Source organism: Gilliamella sp. ESL0405, assembly GCF_019469205.1.
In the GTDB taxonomy this organism is placed as follows: domain Bacteria; phylum Pseudomonadota; class Gammaproteobacteria; order Enterobacterales; family Orbaceae; genus Gilliamella.
Map to the genome: position 1 here is coordinate 1,501,240 of NZ_CP048265.1, position 19,310 is coordinate 1,520,549.

The window sequence follows — 19,310 nt, forward strand, 5'->3', positions numbered from 1 at the left end:
TAAAAATTTGGAGGTTAACTTATGTTAACACAGGCTATTCTTGTCGCCATTTGGGCGGGAATCTGTTCGATGGATGACGTCGGACCACAAATGTTACGTAGGCCATTGTTAACCGGTACCATAGCAGGCATCATAATGGGTGATATGGTTCAAGGCTTGGCAATTAGTGCAACGTTGGAATTGATGTGGATGGGTATCGGAAACGTAGGCGCCTACTCAGCACCCGATATTGTTGCTGGTGCAATCATTGGCGTGTCACTCGGTATCACCACCGGTGGAGGCATTGCAACCGGTATTGCGCTTGGCGTTCCTGTATCTTTATTATGTCAACAATTGTTAATTATATGGCGTTCTTTCGCTTGCTTTCTTAATCCTTGGGCTGAACGCTCTATTTTAAACGGTGACTATAAAGGATTAGCACGAGTTCACTTCTTTTCAACACCTCTTTGGTTTTTAATTCGAGCAGTACCTTGTTTTATTGCTATCTATTTCGGTAGCGATCTGGTTAAAACCATTCTTGATGCTATCCCACAAAGCATCATTGATGGCATGGGGGTAGCCTCGAAATTAATTCCTGCGGTAGGTATTTGTATTTTACTGTTAATGTTATTAAAAGGACGTATGTGGTTTTTCTTCCTGCTCGGTTTTATGTTAACCACTTATCTAAAACTGCCAATTATTCCAATTACCTTTATCGCTTTGGCGTTTGCCGTGCTTTATGACATGGCATCAAGTGGTAGTAAAAATCATCAAGAACAATCAGATAATAATCAAACATCAAATAATACCGAAGAGGAATATGATCTATGACCAATCAAAACAAAATCACCAAAAAAGATCTTAATCGCATCTTTTGGAATTTACAAACTATGTCTTTTTCTTACAACTATGAAAAAATGCAGATGATTGGCTTTGCGCATTGTATGACGCCTGTCTTAGAACGTCTTTATAAAGATGCAGACAAGCAAACCCGTGTTACTGCCATGCAACGCCATTTAGAATTTTTTAATACGCAAGTAAATGCAGGTGCACTAATTTTAGGTGTCACTGCCGCCATGGAAGAGAAAACGACCGAAGCTGAAAAAGAAGCCGTAGTCTCAGTAAAAGCGGGATTAATGGGACCATTTGCCGGACTTGGCGATAGCTTGCTCAAATTTACCTGGATGCCGATATGCGGCAGTATTGGCGCTGCCTTTGCGCTACAAGGAAATATCATAGGTCCAATTTTAATGTTTTTGATCTACAATCTGGTTAATGTGCTTTCTAAATACTTTTTTATTCATTATGGCTATAACAAAGGTGTCGATCTGATTGAACAGTCAAAAAATTCCAACATCATTCAAAGAATTAGTAATCTGGCTAATGTTGTTGGGGTAATGGTACTTGGATCACTCATTGCCACTACGGTAAAAGTGGTCACCCCGCTACAGATAAATGTTGGCGATCAATCGATTCAAGTTCAAGAGATGTTTGATAAAGTCATGCCAAATTTTCTGACCTTAATTTTTGCTCTAGGCACATTCTTTTTGGTTAAGAAGTTTCAAGGTAAATATACCGTTGCGTTAATACTGGCGGTAATGGTAATCGGTGTGATCTTTTCAATGTTAGGTATTTTAAAGTAGGAATGAAACATGACAACGACAATTCAAACAGCTTCAGTAATGCGTAATAAAGCCGGCCAATTAGAGGTCACTTTTGATAACATTGAAGGCAAAGCAGCTAGCTTATACTGGACAAGCTATGCTAATGCCAATACCAATGACAAAACACTTATAGGTAAGCAAATTCAAAGCCCTTTTATTTTTGATGATCCTTTAAATGGTAAACAACGAATTTATCTTATTTTAGAGATTGAAGGACAACCCAATTTTTTATTTGCCGAACGTACTTTACCGATCACCGGATTAAATAATTTTCGTGATTTCGGCGGCTATCTGGGGCATGAAGGTAAACGGGTCAAATGGGGACAGTTGTATCGTTCTAATCATCTGTATGGTTTAAAACCGGATGCACAAGAGTATATCAAAGCGTTAGGAATAAAAACAATTATCGATTACCGCAGTACTAATGAAATCAAAACCAGTCCCAATACGTTTGTCGGCGAAAAGCAAACTTTTCATTTAGATGCATCAGCCCAAACCGCAGAGTTAGCAGCACAATTTGCCGCTGATCCTAGTGATGAAGATCGTGCTTTGATTGAAAGTGTGCTACGTGATATACCGAAAGAGTTAGTTAATGGTGATGGCATTCAAGTGCTTGAGCAATATCGTAATTTTGTCTTAAGCGAAAAATCGAAAAATGCTTATCGACAAATGCTTAAAGTCTTATTAGATGCCAACAATAGCCCGAGTTTACAACACTGTCGAGGCGGAAAAGACAGAACGGGTTATGGCGTATTATTAATTATGATTATGCTCGGTGTATCTGAAAAAGATATTATTGCCGATTACATGCTAACTCACGATAATCGCTTAGAGCGCAATAAAATCAAAATGGCCGCTTATCGTAAGATTACGGATAACGAAGATGTATTAGGCTATTTACTTAGCTTAATCGATACCCGTGAAAGTTTTGTTGTTGAAATCCTCAATACCATGAAAGAAGTTTCCGGTACACCAAGTAATTATATTAAACAGGCTTTAGGATTTACTGATGAAGATTTCCGATTAATGCAATCTATCTATTTAGAATCTGATTAACCTACCATTATATTAAAGCGCAATGATATTGCGCTTTAAATTTTCGTTATATTTGATTTAGATTTTTATTCTGTCTTAAAACATTCAAACTGGCGATTGCTTTTTTTTATCTAAAAAACCAATCCTCGATTTTTAAAGTACTATTAATTTGCTAAATAGCGTCATTTCGATATTCTTAAGCCTTGACCGCCAAAACAGTGATAAGTAGTAGTCATATAATAATAAGCAGTGAAAAGCGCTGATACTGGCAGTTTAAAAGGTAATATGGCATATAAAAAAGGGCAAATATAATTTGCCCTATTACTCATTGATAGAATCAATTTTAAACTTAACCAATCGACTCTACTATTTCATCGAGATAAGCCATTTACCATTATCTTTGATTAACGTTAGCTTTTGATCAAGCTTAGTATTATCTTTGAAAACAACGGTAATATCTACGATGCCCTTAGTTTTGTCATCATTGGTATATTGGATAGGTGCACATTCCACTTTATCCAGTCCACCATGACTTTGAGTCTTTTCATAAGAAGTTTCCATTGATTTTGCTAATTTACTCTTAATCATAGCTTTCACGTCGACTCCTTCAGGTGCATCTTCTTTCGGAAGATAAATAAGATCAACCACCGTATCGACATCCTTATTGTAACCAGCTGTTATGAAGGTTTCGGCTACTTTTTCAGGGGAATCGCCTGATGAACAAGCACTGAGGAAAAACGCAAGTAGAAAGATACTGCAAAATTTCATTATTAATTTCATTTTTATTTCCATTTCCAGTTAATTTATATAAACGTTATTTAAACACATTCCTCAAAACAACCGCAAAAGGTCAAATGAGGAAAGGTATAAAAATAATACTATGCAATCGCTAAATTGCAAAGCAACTTTGATTTTTTTACCTTATCGATTACATTGTGCCAGGTGAAATGTCCTACCTTGTGCAAGTTTAAGAGCAATGCCGGGAGTCGATCACAATGCTTCTATAAGCGTTTCAAGCAATGACTTATTTGTATGAATGAATTTTATTACCACTTAGTAAAGACTAAGTTAATTCATTTTGTTGAGATAATCCAAAATCAAACTTTATCACAAAAATAATGATCAAATTTACCTTGAAGAATCAGGATTATTGATACCTCTACTAATTCGGATATTTATAGATCCAGATCAAATCTTTATATTTAGCAAATGCGTTGGGATAAAGGTAATTCCCATAAAAAAGCGCAAAATCAGAGTGTTGCCACTCAACATTAAAATCAGGCATGACTTGAATAATGGCATCATAAAGCAACGTTGTACAATATAGATGAGGCTTTTCACGGGATGCTAATACAAATTTTTCACCTAATTTTGTCTGTAATATATCAGCTACTTGTTGCTTTTGTTCATCCGTCAAAAAAAGAGGTCTTGCAATAGCATAGGTTTGGGCGAGATCTGGCGATATAAATTCATCTAATGTTGATATCAACACTTGGCTAGGCCGATTTTCAAAATCATCGGTTGTAGCATGGATAATTTTAACTTCAGGCGCTACTGATATTACCATGCCAATATGTGAAAATTCACCACCACCTAATTGTTTAACTAATAAACTATCGATGGCTGTCCCTTGTCTAAAAATCCAATCCCCAATTTTTAAAGTACTGCTAATTTGAGAAATCGAGTCATTTCTAGATTCTTGGGCATTGACCACCGAAACATTGACAAATAGTAGCCATATAATTAAAAAATAGCGAAAAGATCTCATAATAGTATTTTCAAAAGGTGAAATGTTACATAAATGAGGGTAAATATAATTTACCCTTTTACTCATTAATAAATTCAATATTAAATTTAATTAATCTAATATTAATCCATTTCGATAAACCATTTGCCATTATCTTTGATTAATATTAACTTTTTATTAAGCTTAGTTTTATCTTTGAAAACAACGGTAACATCTACGGTGCCCTTAGTTTTGTCATCATTGGTATATTGAATAGGCGCGGTTTCAATTTTATCAAGCCCACCATTGCGTTCTGCTGATTCTAATGAGGCTTCGAGTGCTGCACCCAATTTAGACTTAAGCATGGCCTTCATGTCGATTCCTTCAGGAACATCTTCTTTTGGAATATACATAAGATCGATGACTGTATCGATATCTTTATTGTAACCAGCTTTCATGAAGGTTTCGGCTACTTTTTCAGGGGAGTCGTCTGATGAACAAGCACTTAGGAAAACAGCAATTAGAAAAATACTACAAAATTTCATTATTAATTTCATTTTCATTTCCATTTCGATTAATTTATATAAACGTTATTTAAACACTTTCCTCAAAAAAACTCCGCAACGAGGAAAGGTACAAAAATAATACTATGCAATTGCTAAATTGCAAAGCAACATTGATTTTTATCTTTATATTTTTCCTTGTTATTCATTTAATTATCATAAGTAGTTATATTTATGGCATGTAGAGCTTGGAATTGAAACAGTGAATGGTAATAACAAAATTTTTACATACGGCGGTCATGTACGCTTAATGAGTTAGCTATTATTGAAAATAGCAACCCTAATCATTGGACTGAAAATGAGATAAGATTTCTAGCCAATGCTGATCTAATTTTGCTTCAATTTTAATTGGTTTCAAACTGGTTGGATGAACAATATTTAAGGTAGAGGCATGTAACATTAGTCGTTTAATACCAAAATACTGACTAAAAGCACGATTTTGATGAAGATCCCCATGTTTACTGTCACCTAAAATGGGATGAAAAATATGCTTCATATGCCTACGTAGTTGATGTTTGCGTCCTGTCTGCGGTTTTAATTCAACCAAACTATATCTGGCTGTTTCATGCTTGCCTACTTTGATCGGCACTTCGATATGACTTAAACCGCGATAAAAAGTGACTGCCTGTTGCGCTGGTTTATTTTTATCGGCAAATTTGTCAGCTATTTTATCAAGTTGTTCAATTAGCGGATAATCAATTATCGCTTCATCAAATAGATAGCCACGAACAATAGCATGATAAATTTTTTCAATCTGTTTTGTGGTAAATTGCTGTGACATCAAACGGGCAATTTCACTTGAAAGCGCAAACAATAATACGCCAGATGTTGGGCGATCGAGTCGATGCACCGGATACACATGCTGCCCGATCTGATCACGCAGTGTTTGCATCACAACGACAGTTTCATTTTTATCTAACCAGCTACGATGAACAAGCCAACCGGATGGCTTGTTTATCGCAATTAATTCATTATCTTGATAAAGGATTTCAAACACAGCTATTTTTTAAATCCATTATAAAAACAGTTTTTTAAGTTCAGTGGCAATGCTAGTGCTATTATTATCACCAATAGCATAACTCGCTTTCGCTTTCACCTCATCATCAGCATTGCCCATAGCAATACCCAAACCGGCAATGGTTAACATACTAATATCATTATAACTGTCACCAAAAGCAACAATTTCACTTAGGTCAATGTTTTCATGTTCAGCCCAATGGGTTAAACCATTACCTTTAGTATTACCTTTAATTGCGATATCAGCACGATTCGACCAAGACCATTCACATGAAAATTCCCCCAGCGCATCAACTGCATCTGAAAATTGCTGTAAAGCCGGAATGTTATAGCTACTGGTAGCAAATTTATAGATCGCTCCGGCTTGCTCAATAACTTTCTCAAAACTATCCACTTTTTTAATTTCGGGTTGTAAAAATTCCGGTAGTGAATCAACCCATTTAAAAAAGCCGGCTAAATGGTCGTCTAACACTTCGTAAGTCATCATTTTATCAGTATAAATTAAAGTATGAATACCAAACTGATTAACTAAGTCTAATAGCGTTTTGGCCTGCTGTTTGCTCATCGGTTTAGCGGCAAATGCTTGTTGTTTTTCGAAATCGTATAAATAAGATCCGTTACAACAAATAGCGGGTGTTGAGAGTTTAAGTTGATAATAATAAGGGTAAATTACGGAATGATGTCGACCGGATACCAAAATAACTTTTACGCCTTTGGCGCTGATCTTTTCAAGAATATTCACGGTTTCGGGCAAAATTAAACGATTACTATTAAGTAAAGTACCATCCATATCAAAGGCAACTGCTTTATATTTCATACCAATCCTCTTCCTTTTACTTTCATAAATTTTGCTAGCAACATAAAAGTTAACACACTTAATTTTTAGCGTTGCCAACATTAAAATCTCTAAAAATCTATTTTTTGCCGCCCAACAAATGAATGCGACAATGTTGTGCCGTCAACCATTTCAAGCTCTCCACCGACAGGTACACCATGCGCTATGCGAGTTGCGATAACATCAAACTCAGCACACATTTGAGCAATATAATTAGCGGTTGCATCGCCCTCAACGGTTGGATTGGTGGCTAAAATCACTTCGTTAATCGATTCGGTTGCCAATCTTGATTTCAATAAATCCAGACCAATATCACTCGGCCCTATTCCGTCAAGCGGTGACAAATGTCCAAGCAACACAAAGTAACGACCACTATACTGGCCGGTTTGTTCAATAGCAACAATATCAGCGGGTGTTTCAACAACACATAATTGTCCACTTTGTTGACGATGCCTATTGGCACAGATAGTGCAGATTTCTTGTTCAGTAAAGGTTCGGCACTCTTTGCAATGATCAATATTGATCATTGCTTCATGTAAAACGTGTGCTAGCTTAATGCCACCTTGTCGATTGCGCTGTAATAGGTGAAAAGCCATACGTTGTGCAGATTTGGGACCAACACCGGGAAGACATCGCAATGCTTCCATAAGAGTTTCAAGTAATGGGCTTATTTGCATGAATTAATTTTGTTACCACATATTAAAGATTATGTTATTTATAATACCTTGTTTCAAAAATCGATAAAACAAGAATTACACGATTAAGTCAATACGATTAATTTTTGACAAGAACTTTCAGAAAATATATACGTTTCAGTATAATTTATGTCGCTTTCGTATAAAACTCTTAGGCTCTTTCCCCTTAAATAAACGCATAATATTACTATTATAACGAATTACGATTAATTTTTGACAAGAAACTTCAGAAAATATATACGTTTCAGTATAATTTATGTCGTTTTCGTATAAAACTCTTAGGCTCTTTCCCCTTAAATAGACGCATAATATTACTATTATGACGAATAATGATAAGGCACGAAAGCATGGTTACCGGCAAGGTCAACTCAGGTTTAAATAGCCATACATAAAATGGCGCTAATAAAAAACCCACAATAGCCGCCACCGAAGAGTAGCCGGTAAGCAGTAGCGTGGTTAACCAAGTTAGGACAAAACAGCCGGTAAAGTCTAGACCGATTGGCATCATCATACCTAATGCAGTGGCGACACCTTTTCCGCCTCGAAAATGAAAAAAGCAGGGAAAGATGTGACCAAGGCACGCTGATATGCCAATAATGCCTAAAAAGAAAGGTGAAATACCCAGTCGATAAGCAATATAGACCGGTATTGCACCTTTTAACATATCGAAAAGTAATACCAGTAAAGCAGGTAATTTGCCGCTAATGCGTAGTACATTTGTGGCTCCGGGATTGTGAGAGCCATGTTGTACCGGGTCTTGTAATTTCATTAGCTGGCAAATAATGATTGCTCCGGAAAGCGAACCACAAAGATAAGCAATAATGATCATCAATATAATTTCAAATGCCAAATTGCTTCTCCTTTGGATAACTTAAATTATCCGTACTAACTTATATTACTTCGCCTTGTCTTTTTCAAGTAACGGTTTTAAATATTGTCCGGTGTAAGAAATTTTTGATTTAGCTACATCTTCAGGTGTTCCATCGGCAATGATTTCACCACCACCATTCCCCCCTTCCGGTCCTAAATCGACAATCCAATCTGCTGTTTTAACCACATCTAAATTATGCTCAATAACAACAATGGTATTGCCTTTGTCTCTTAATGAGTGGAGCTGCGCAAGCAACTGTTTTACATCAGCAAAGTGTAAACCCGTTGTTGGCTCATCTAAAATATACAATGTGCTACCAGTATCACGCTTTGATAACTCTTTTGCAAGTTTTACTCGTTGCGCTTCACCGCCGGATAAGGTCGTTGCCGACTGCCCAATTGTAATATAAGAAAGCCCAACATCGATCAATGTTTGTAATTTACGAGCAATCATTGGGACAGCATCGAAAAATTCACGCCCCTCTTCAACCGTCATATTTAAGATTTCATTGATTGATTTGCCTTTATATTTTATTTCTAACGTTTCACGATTATAACGTGCCCCATGACACTGATCGCATGGGACATAAATATCTGGTAAAAAGTGCATCTCGACTTTGATCAGTCCATCACCTTGACAAGCTTCACAGCGTCCACCTTTTACATTGAAACTAAATCGACCCGGCGTGTAACCTCGAGCACGAGATTCTGGCACGCCAGCATATAGCTCACGAATTGAGGTGAAAAATCCGGTATACGTTGCCGGGTTTGAGCGTGGTGTTCGCCCGATAGGACTTTGATCTATCGCAATGACTTTATCAAAAAAGTTAAGTCCTTTAATTGATTTATAAGGCGCAATATCACTTTTTTCAGCACCATTTAACTCGTTTTGCGCTAAAGGATATAAAGTATCATTAATTAACGTTGATTTTCCTGATCCAGATACCCCTGTAATACAGGTAAATAGTCCAACCGGAATATTAAGAGTCACATTTTTTAAATTATTACCGGTGGCGCCAATTAACGATAACATCTTTTTCTTATCAACTTTCGTTCGTGTGGCTGGTATCGCTATTTTTTCTTTACCGGATAGATATTTTCCGGTTAACGATGAAGGATTTGCCATGATCTGTTTCGGCGTTCCTTGAGCAACCACTTCACCACCATGCACGCCTGCTCCCGGCCCAATATCAATCACATAATCAGCAGCCATAATGGCCTCTTCATCATGTTCTACCACAATAACGGTGTTACCCAAATCACGTAAATGCGTTAAGGTATCGATCAATCGAGTATTGTCACGTTGATGTAAACCAATTGAAGGCTCATCAAGTACATACATCACCCCAACTAATCCGGCACCGATTTGACTGGCTAGTCGTATACGCTGTGCCTCCCCTCCCGATAGCGTTTCTGCTGATCGTGAAAGCGTTAAATAATTTAATCCAACATTAATCAAAAATTGTAAACGGTCGTTGATCTCTTTTAGAATTTTTTCAGCAATTTGCGCTCGTTGTCCGGTTAGGGATAACTTATCAAAGAAAGCTTTTGCTTGTTGAGTGCTTAAATTACTAATCGTTGGTAAATTGGTATCGTTAATAAAGACATGTCTTGCCGTTCTACATAAACGAGATCCTTCACAGCACGGGCAAGGACGATGACTTATATATTTAGCCAACTCTTCACGAATTGTTGGTGAATCGGTTTCTTTATATCGTCGAGTTAAATTATTAATAATTCCCTCAAAGCTATGTTTACGTTTAACCACATCACCACGATCATTTGTATAAACGAAAGTAATTTCAGTATTACCAGAACCATTTAATAAGATATCTTTTACTTTTTCGGGTAATTTTTCATAAGGCGTATCAATATCGAATTTATAATGTTCAGCTAACGATTTGAGCATCTGAAAATAGTAAAAATTGCGACGATCCCAACCCTTTATTGCACCAGCAGCTAAAGAGACTTCAGGCATTTGTACTATGCGTTTTGGATCGAAATACTGTTGCACACCTAAACCATCACACTCAGGGCAAGCCCCGGCAGGGTTGTTAAATGAAAATAGCCTTGGCTCAAGTTCAGATATACTATAGCCACATATCGGGCAGGCAAAATTAGCCGAGAACAACTGCTCCGGCGCTTTTGGATCATCTAAATTGGCAACTTTAACAATCCCGTTAGTAATTGACAGAACAGTTTCAATGGATTCGGCCAATCGCAATTTTAGATCATCACGAATACGAAAACGATCAACCACTACTTCAATGGTATGTTTCTTTTGAAGCTCAAGCTCAGGTGGATCAGAAAGATCGTAAACATCACCATCAACCCTTACCCGAATATATCCACTTGCAGCCAGTTGCTCAAAAAGTTTAACAAACTCACCTTTACGCTCAGTGACTACCGGTGCCAGTAACATATAGCGATTTTCAGCCGGTAACGCCATAATGCTGTCAACCATTTGCGAAACAGTTTGAGCAGCCAAAGGTAAATTATGATTAGGACAACGCGGCTCACCAATACGGGCAAACAATAGACGTAAATAATCGTAGATTTCAGTAATTGTTCCAACCGTTGAGCGCGGATTGTGCGAAGTCGACTTTTGTTCAATCGAAATAGCTGGCGACAGACCTTCGATATGATCCACATCCGGTTTTTCCATTAAAGATAAGAATTGACGAGCATAAGCCGATAACGACTCAACATAACGTCGTTGCCCTTCGGCATAAAGGGTATCAAATGCTAGCGAAGACTTCCCTGATCCGGATAGACCAGTAATGACAACAAGCTTATCTCGAGGTATTACAACATTAATATTTTTTAGATTGTGCGTTCTCGCACCACGAATATCGATATCTTTAATTGACATATATCTCTTCTTTTGTGTGTTTTTTAAGCAGATTAGATAAAAAATTAACTGTATATTATACCAGTGTTTTTGAAGTAAATATACTATTATATAACTGAATATGGTCGGTTAGGACAATTTCAATGATGCACGGATAATTTCCCATGAATATAGCACAATTTACTATTTTATACTAAAACGTATATAAAATCTGAAAGATTTTGACAAAAAATATCAATTATAATGAAGTTTTACCACTAATAGACAAGTACTCATTGTTACAAAATTCAATAAAAAAACGGTCATAAATGACCGTTTTTATAAGCTAATTAATCTTCAATTAATTTTGGTGTCACCTCTAAAGGAATAATAGCTCCACGGTATTGAATGATCGTACCTGCAACTAAATGTCCTTGTACGGCAGATTGTGCCGGACTTCTTCCCGTTAAACGAGCACCGAGATACCCGGCACTAAATGAATCGCCAGCAGCAGTGGTATCGATAACTTTATCTTTGGAAATCTTGTTAGCAGGGACATCAAAACGCCCTTCGGCTGATTGAATGATGCAGCTATCACTACCCCGCTTGATGACAATTTCACTCACGCCAAAGTTTTGCGTTCTTTCGATGACTTTCTCATAAGGAAGCGCTCCCCATAACAAATCTTCATCATCCAGTGTTAAAAATGCGATATCAGTATAAGATAAGATATCTGCATACACGCTTCGGGCTAAATCTAAACTGCTCCATAAGCGCGGGCGGAAGTTATTATCAAAAATGACTTTTCCACCATTTGCTTTCACCTGTTTTAACAGGTCTAACAATTTAAGAATACTTTCAGCATCTAAAATTGCAATACTAATCCCACTTAAATACACATAATCAAACTGGGCAATTTTTTTAATAATCTCTTCACTTTGCGAAGTTTTTAGCCAAAACTTCGCAGCGGCATCATTACGCCAATAATAGAAAGAACGTTCACCATGCTCATCGGTAACTATAGAGTAAAGCCCGGGCATTTTATCTGCCATTTTTTGCACTAAATCAGTCTGTATATGCTCTTTTTGCCAGCTTTCTAACATTTCTTGGCTAAAGGGATCAGTACCGAGCCCAGTAACATAATGAATGGAAAAATCTTTATCTTTTAAAAGACGGGATAAATAAACTGAAGTGTTTAAAGTGTCTCCACCAAAACTGCGGGTCGTCGAATCTTGTTTAATCGACAATTCAATCATACATTCGCCAATAACAGCAATTTTTGTCGTCATAGTGTTACCTATTGTCCTTACTCTAATTATAAATAGTCCAAAGCAATTTTTATCACAATTTTGCGAACTGCCGTAATTTTATTGCCAATCGCACAAAGCGGCTTATGCACTTCGTTTGGGAAAAATACGATAAAATCGTTGGGTTGCAAAACCAGCATGGTTTCTTCTTTAGGGGTTTGAATAAACGCAATATCATTATCGGCTAATTTATCTTCCAGCATCTTGGTATGTGGTGGCAAAGTGCAAATCGCCATGCCCTCTTGTCCTTCTAACACAATTTGAACATCGATATACTTATGATGATATTCAGGATTAGCCTCATTAATTAAGCGTAAAGTATTATCAGAAAGCATAAAAAAAAGATTATCTCCGTCGATATCATAACGCCCAACAGGTGTATTTTGATTAACATTGTCTTTAATATACTCAATCGATTGCTTTATTTTGGCGGGCAAATAAGGGACTAAATCCAAATGATGAATGTTACCTAAAATCATACTCAATGATCCTTAATTTCTTAAATGAGGCAATAACTTAAATTAGCTTTATCCGCTATCACTAAATAGCGAAGAAACCTTTGCTTAAAAAAGAAGTATATACTTAAGTCAGTCATTTTTGTAGATCAATTAATAATAAGTTTTTAAAGGTTTTTATGTTTTAAACAATATGCAAACATTGCTAAAAGGTTTGAAAGTGAAAGAAAAAATGACAATTGGCTTTCTACTAAACTTGTCTCACAAACGGTCAAAATACCGTCGATAACGTATGAATACCAATATAATCAGCTAGCCTTACAACTTTTGGCACTACACTCCCTAATGTTACTTAACCACCAAACTAATGTTCTGTAGCTTTAATTAAACATTGAGCGACTTCATTTAGCGCCCTATTCATTCTTACCCCTGTTGTCATACTGATTCTTTTTCTATTTTAATTTAATGACATAAAAGCATCACGCCATTGCTTTTAACTACGTAAATTCTTTTTACTTCTATGCGTTTAAATGCATCGTTAATATCATTTGATACGTTTTAGCAAACAGGCTATTTATTGTCCCAGTCTACTATTATTAAAAAAAGCTTCCTTAGTGTAAGGTGTGATAAAATAGTAAGATAATATTTACTTAAAGGTGATGCTATGAAAAAAATAATGCTTATTATGTTTATGATTTGTCTTTCATTTGTATCGCTTGCCAAAGTTGATGTGTCTAAAATTTATGGAAGAATTAAGATTGTTAATTCCTTCCCTGATTATAAAGTTAAAGTCGTGAATTCTTTTCCTGATTTAAAAGTTCAGAAAGTCGATGCGTTTGCAAATAGCGTGGGTAAATGGCAAATAGTCGATAGTTTTCCAGACTACAAAATACAAATCGTCGACTCATTCCCTGATTTTACTATCCAATATGTATCTAGTTTTCCAGGCATTAATCACTAATAGCTAATCTCAATTACTTTAATACAATTTTTTACTTGAAGCGATGTTTTGTTAATTTCGAGTGGATTAAAAATAATCCTACCTCTTTTTATTTGTGCCACATCTTTTTATTACACCGCCAACAATATTCCTAACTCTTACCGTATAATTAGTATCAGTTAACCACCTATCTAATCACTTTTTTGAAAAAATTATTAGTTTTGGCCAGTTTTTCAGGTTGGTTTTCTTTAGTAGGTGAAAGTCTTTTGTAAGCATTTTTTCGTATCAAAGAGTTTATCTTTTGCTTACGATATTAAATTCTTGTATATTATCGAACAACTTTTTAATGCCGTCTTTAATTTCAGATATATCATCCAAGTATAAAATATATAGATTCTTCTTGGCCCGAGAACAAGCCACGTAAATTAGATTCTGAGTATTTTCTATTTGTCCTTTATAATTGTTATCCAGCAATTTTCTATTTTGTTCTTCTTGAGTAGATTGAATATGTGAAAAATAATTTTTAAACTTATTTTGCCCAGGACCAGTACTGCCGAAATTATGTTCCATAATAATAGCTACATTGTCATATTCGGCTCCTTTAGTTCCATGATAGGTATGATAAATTACCTTCGCGTTAGCATCTCTATCTTCATTGATAAATGAAACCCATTTCAACCATTCAGTTAATTCAACGTTGAGAATTTTCTGAATTTTTTTGTCATTTTCAATTTTTAGCTCTTCAACTTCGTTAGATTCTTCAAACATTGTTTTATAAATCATATTTTTGATATATCCATAAAATGAATTATATTTTTGGATTTCGGAATAACGTATTGAAAAAATGTTATTTATACAATAGTTAATTGCCAAATTAGTATAATCAGCGTGATGACTTTGAATAATTTCCGATATATTTTTTAGTAACTCTTCCAAAGTATTCACTTTCATACCAGAAAATAAATCAATTACTGTTTTAGCATTATCAAATGTAATATCATTATTAGTCTTTCCTAACAGATCATAATATGTTGTATTCTCATCATTTAACTTTTTATAAAACATTACTAAATGATAAAAAATAAGCACAGCAGGATGAAGTTTTTCTAGTTGATGTGACAGAAGTTGAGAATTAAAATCTTTATAGTAAATAATTTTAGAATCACTAATTGATTTATAAACATTTTCAAATCCTCCAAGACTGGCTAATGAACGATTTAGAGGAATCAAACAGTCAATTTTTTCATCTTGCTGAATTGTGCTATAATATTGTTTTATGAATTTTTGTATATTACTAGTTTTATTTTCTTCATCCGTTTTCTTTAAATAGAAAAACTGGATGTCCCCCTTGTTACGGCTGGGATCTATCGGTTTTTGTTGGATACTGTCATTTCTAATTTTATTAATAAGATTAATAAGTGGTAGATTAGCGCGTCTATTAAATACTTTATCAATATTTTCAATTCCTAAATGAATTTTCTGAATATTACTACCGACGCCATCATCATAGATATTTTGTTTTGTGTCTCCAAAGTAACCAACTAGCCACCTTTTCATGTTTTTGAGCACATAAGAGTGCAATATTTGAACTAACTTTATAACATTCTCGTGAGAATCTTGATATTCATCAATAAAAATATAGGGGTATTTATCCACAAGAATTCTTCCAAGCATTGGATAATTACCAACCAACGACAGGCTATATTCCAATAATGTATCATGACTAAACCTCATAGAGGCTAATTGATCTGAATTAGATTTACTGTCATAAAGAATTGTAATCTTTTTTCGTTCTAGAGGATCATTAATTCTATCTAACGCATTTGTGTAACGCTCTTTTTTATAAAAAAGCTCTACAAGTTTCTTAAAGTTACTTACATTGTTTAAAGCTGAGGAGAGATAAGCGTGTTCAGATTGATAGCTTGTATAACATTCCCTAAATTTATCTGCAGAATAATCTCTTTTTTCATAAAAGCAATTTTTTGTTTCTTGAATCATGGATAAAAATAACTCTAAGTTGTCATTAAAAATGGCTGATAGATTTTGATCCTCTCTATATTCTTCTATTTTATTTTGAATATTAGTTAATTCAATTTCTAGCTTTTCCTTATGTAAGTCGATTAATTCGCTCTTTTGATATAATTTTATCTGTTCCCATAACATTTCATGAATAGTTGAAACTAAAACAAATTGTGTATTGCCAAGACGTTCTTTAATCTCATTAACGGCTACATTGGTATACGTTATACATATGATTTTTTGATTATTTTTTCTCAGTTCTAATTGTTTTGTATTCAGAATATATTTTATAGATTCGATAAGGGCATAAGTCTTTCCCGCACCTGCGCCGGCATTGAATCGAAAACATTTAAACTTGTTAATTGAATCAAAAATTTTATCTTGTATTTCACGCTCTTGTTTAAGATTTTGCTCTAATGTCATAACTTATACCTTATTGCTTAATTTATTTTCCAACCATATAAAACCATCCTTAATATATTTAGGTAATTCCCGTTTTATACAGTTATCAGATGTACAGTTATCAGATGTACAGTTATCAGATGTAATGAGTTTATAAAGTAACTGACTCGCAAATTCAGATTTGCCATCATTATTGCTAAGACTTCGCTGTAATCTAAATGAATTCTGTATTAAGTTTTCCATTTTTTTTCCGTCTTCAGTTATGTCGTTATAAATATTTGGTCTAATATTAGATATTACTTTATTCAAAAGAGCATTTTTGTAATGAGTTAATATGATGGCTTCTTCAAAACTTGTTGCAAATTGCCCCTCGATGGGATCTTTTTGATAGACAGCATAGAGCAAACCTTCTTCAAAATAATCTTTTAAATCGATGAGGCAAATGGTTTTATCTGATGTATCTGTGTTATCTGAGTTATTTAAATTGTTTAATAAATAAATTAATGTTGGATTAGTGGTATGTCTATTTTCCAGAGAACTTATTTGTGCATAATTTATTTGATAAGAATCTTCGTTAATACAAATAGGGCATTGTTGATCTTTTTTGTGTTTTTTATTTTTCTCGCAGCTATATCTTTTGATATCTAAGTCAGTAATAATTAGGCAAGGAATATTTAATTTTCGAATTAAAGGCAAATAGACCTTACTATGAGCTCCATCGATTCTAAATATTGAGATATAGTAATTATTTAATGTCTTATTCTGTTCTAAATAATAATGTAACAATGTTTCTTCTGTTACTCCTTCCACAAGGATAACCGCATCTGAAAAAAACAATTCAGATACTTTGTATTTAATATGTTTTTTTAAGAATAAAATATCATTCTCTCTCGTTGGGCTATCTTCTTCTAAAATATTCTTGTCATCTAAAGGTATCGCAACTGAATATTTATTTTTAATTGTTAAATAATTAATATTATTGAAAGAATTTGAACCATGAATTTTACTATTTACAATATGAGAGGAGTGCGTTGTTACTATGATTTGACACTGAAGTGTTTTCATACTTTCTGACTCATTATTAGCTAATTGTAAAGCTTTTTGAACGGCATTATCAATTCGAGAAATAAAAAACTCTTGCATTTGTGGATGCATGAATACTTCTGGTTCTTCAATAAATAATAAATTTATTCGGCTTTGATGGCAATTTTCTTCATAAGTATCAATATAATGAATTATTTCACCGATGATATTGAGTAAGTTTATATAACCTAAACCAAATTGATCTTCAGGTATGAAATCATCACCATCAGTAAAGCTATATTTAATTAAATTTTTTAGAATACTTTTTTGCGTAACATTTCCTCTTAATTGCATACCCACGTGATTTTCATGTTCGATCTTCTGTAAAATTGTAGAAACAGATTCATTTTTGCCTTGAACTCTGCTTGTAATGGTATCATTGATGCTTTTAATATCGTTCTTAAATAAATCTTTAGAACTCTCATCGTTGAATTGAGAAGAGACAACTCGTTGAAAAACACTTGTAAGTACATTTTCATTTAAATGACGATTCGCTCTGATATATCTAATTGAAAATAGGTTATGCAATGAAAAGGGATTAATATCAGTATCATTTTTATTTTTGTATGTAACTTTATATTCAATAACCGATTTATCATCAAGCAGCTCACATAGTTTTTCTAACAGTAAATTATTTTTTGAATTATTATTAATTTGATCTTCTTCGGTTTCGGTTTCGGTTTCGGTTTCGGTTTCTTCAATTATTTTTTTTATATGATCATGAAAAATTTGGGTATCTTTTAATTCATATATAACTTTTATTTCAATTGGTTCTTCTATTTCATTATGACTTAATGTGATTAAATGGGAAAGGTTTGTAATAAGATCTTGATGTCCATTAAAGTCGATTTTTACCCTAAGTATGAACTCTAACTCAGGAGTTGGAAGGTTTTCGAATGACTCATCTGCTTTATAAATTTTTAGATATTTATTAAGTAATTTTTTTAAATAATATATATTGAAATCAGACGATTTAAGAGATTTGTTTCTTTCTTCAGTAATGAAAGATAACGCATTAGTAATTGTTGATTTTCCAGTATTGTTTTTACCAATAATTAATGTACTTGACGGAGATATTGAAGGTTTTGATTCTCTATCATCGTCATTATTGGATGAATGATGGATCTCACTAGCATTGACAAAATATACTGTATTATCGTTTTCACCAAACTTTCGATAATTTTTTATTGTAAAACTTTCCAAATACATCCTTATTCTCCCTTGTACTACATCAACTTAACATTTTGTTTATATTTTTTTCACAAAGTTCTTTTGCTTTGTTTGTTCATAAAGGAAATTTAAAAAATCGACAGCTTGCTTAATAATTTCAAAAAATAAATCTTGTAAACTCCTATTTTCAAAATCAAGATTTTGAGTGTATTTTTGGTAACCACGACCTTTACTATGAACCACACCTTTAGATCTTAATTCTTGAAGCTTTTTTAAAATGAAATATAGCTTTCACAATCAGTAATATTACAATTGGTTAGCATCACATTCAAGCGAGTAATGCTACCTCTAATAGTTTCAAATTGCTCTTTATTAAGAAATGTATTGAGGTATTTCTCATTTAAAGAATCAATAAGTATTTTGGTAAAACTAAGTATTTGCTCATCAAATTGTTTTTGTTCATTATTAGAAAATATTCTTAGAGAATCAAAATGATGTTAATCTTCTTTTATTAAGGAGAGTAATGTGTGATTTCCTAGGATATCATTACTGATATTCAACAATGCTTTATATTGACGTTTAAATTTATAGCTAAGGTTTTCAGAGTTAATTGCAATAGTCATTAATTGTTGTTGAGTAAATTCTTTACTTATTCTCCTTTCTGGCGCAATATTAAATGAACGCCAATATAATTGTTCTTCATAAGTTAAGTCTCGACCT

Annotated in this window: 16 protein-coding genes; 4 read left to right on the forward strand and 12 right to left on the reverse strand. The window is 34.0% G+C overall.

The annotated features are described in order from the left end of the window. Positions 1-21: 21 nt before the first annotated feature. Genes GYM74_RS06610 through GYM74_RS06620 form a run of 3 tightly spaced genes read left to right on the forward strand, consistent with a single transcriptional unit; the run spans position 22 to position 2,699 of the window. Positions 22-810 carry a PTS sugar transporter subunit IIC gene (locus tag GYM74_RS06610; RefSeq protein ID WP_220217436.1) on the forward strand — a complete coding sequence of 263 codons (789 nt, stop codon included), beginning with the start codon at positions 22-24 and terminating at the stop codon, positions 808-810. Next, complete coding sequence (locus tag GYM74_RS06615) at positions 807-1,622, forward strand: PTS system mannose/fructose/sorbose family transporter subunit IID (protein WP_220217437.1); 816 nt, start codon at positions 807-809, stop codon at positions 1,620-1,622. The genes GYM74_RS06610 and GYM74_RS06615 overlap by 4 nt, the downstream gene beginning before the upstream one ends. 9 nt (positions 1,623-1,631) lie before the next feature. Continuing rightward, entirely contained in the window at positions 1,632-2,699 is a 1,068-nt protein-coding gene (locus GYM74_RS06620) for a tyrosine-protein phosphatase (RefSeq protein WP_220217438.1), read from the forward strand. A 345-nt stretch (positions 2,700-3,044) separates the two neighbouring features. Here the strand turns inward: GYM74_RS06620 and GYM74_RS06625 are convergent, their stop codons facing one another. The 10 genes from GYM74_RS06625 to GYM74_RS06670 form a co-directional block, all read right to left on the reverse strand. Next, on the reverse strand, positions 3,045-3,458 hold the full coding sequence (locus GYM74_RS06625) for a DUF4878 domain-containing protein (RefSeq protein WP_220217439.1): 414 nt from the start codon (positions 3,456-3,458) through the stop codon (positions 3,045-3,047). 382 nt (positions 3,459-3,840) lie between these two features. Further along, the gene (locus tag GYM74_RS06630) at positions 3,841-4,446 is read right to left on the reverse strand and encodes a hypothetical protein (RefSeq protein ID WP_220217440.1); all 606 of its coding nucleotides are present in this window, start codon (positions 4,444-4,446) and stop codon (positions 3,841-3,843) included. A gap of 101 nt (positions 4,447-4,547) precedes the next feature. Beyond that, positions 4,548-4,949, reverse strand: a complete 402-nt coding sequence (locus GYM74_RS06635) for a DUF4878 domain-containing protein (RefSeq protein WP_220217441.1) — start codon at positions 4,947-4,949, stop codon at positions 4,548-4,550. A gap of 298 nt (positions 4,950-5,247) precedes the next feature. Further along, positions 5,248-5,964 (reverse strand): tRNA pseudouridine(65) synthase TruC, encoded by a 717-nt coding sequence (gene truC, locus GYM74_RS06640; RefSeq protein ID WP_220217442.1) that lies wholly within the window; start codon positions 5,962-5,964, stop codon positions 5,248-5,250. An 18-nt stretch (positions 5,965-5,982) separates the two neighbouring features. Continuing rightward, a complete protein-coding gene (locus tag GYM74_RS06645; protein ID WP_220217443.1) occupies positions 5,983-6,801 on the reverse strand; it encodes a pyridoxal phosphatase in 819 nt (272 codons plus the stop codon). Between the two features lie 89 nt (positions 6,802-6,890). Beyond that, positions 6,891-7,496, reverse strand: coding sequence for a recombination mediator RecR (gene recR / locus GYM74_RS06650; RefSeq protein ID WP_255556099.1), 606 nt, complete (start codon positions 7,494-7,496; stop codon positions 6,891-6,893). A 262-nt stretch (positions 7,497-7,758) separates the two neighbouring features. Further along, a complete protein-coding gene (gene plsY / locus GYM74_RS06655; RefSeq protein ID WP_220217445.1) occupies positions 7,759-8,364 on the reverse strand; it encodes a glycerol-3-phosphate 1-O-acyltransferase PlsY in 606 nt (201 codons plus the stop codon). Positions 8,365-8,409: 45 nt separating this feature from the next. After that, positions 8,410-11,250, reverse strand: coding sequence for an excinuclease ABC subunit UvrA (gene uvrA / locus GYM74_RS06660; protein WP_370634058.1), 2,841 nt, complete (start codon positions 11,248-11,250; stop codon positions 8,410-8,412). A gap of 314 nt (positions 11,251-11,564) precedes the next feature. After that, complete coding sequence (locus GYM74_RS06665; protein WP_220217447.1) at positions 11,565-12,503, reverse strand: sugar kinase; 939 nt, start codon at positions 12,501-12,503, stop codon at positions 11,565-11,567. 26 nt (positions 12,504-12,529) lie between these two features. After that, positions 12,530-13,000: a YhcH/YjgK/YiaL family protein gene (locus GYM74_RS06670; RefSeq protein ID WP_220217448.1), complete on the reverse strand. Its 471-nt coding sequence runs from the start codon at positions 12,998-13,000 to the stop codon at positions 12,530-12,532. A 640-nt stretch (positions 13,001-13,640) separates the two neighbouring features. Between GYM74_RS06670 and GYM74_RS06675 the strand changes: the two genes are divergently transcribed. Continuing rightward, the gene (locus GYM74_RS06675) at positions 13,641-13,937 is read left to right on the forward strand and encodes a hypothetical protein (RefSeq protein WP_220217449.1); all 297 of its coding nucleotides are present in this window, start codon (positions 13,641-13,643) and stop codon (positions 13,935-13,937) included. A 273-nt stretch (positions 13,938-14,210) separates the two neighbouring features. Here GYM74_RS06675 and GYM74_RS06680 read toward each other — a convergent pair whose 3' ends face one another. Both GYM74_RS06680 and GYM74_RS06685 read right to left on the reverse strand, forming a co-directional pair. Further along, a complete protein-coding gene (locus GYM74_RS06680; protein WP_220217450.1) occupies positions 14,211-16,358 on the reverse strand; it encodes an ATP-dependent helicase in 2,148 nt (715 codons plus the stop codon). 3 nt (positions 16,359-16,361) lie between these two features. Further along, entirely contained in the window at positions 16,362-18,629 is a 2,268-nt protein-coding gene (locus GYM74_RS06685; RefSeq protein ID WP_220217451.1) for an AAA family ATPase, read from the reverse strand. Between the last annotated feature and the right edge of the window lie 681 nt (positions 18,630-19,310).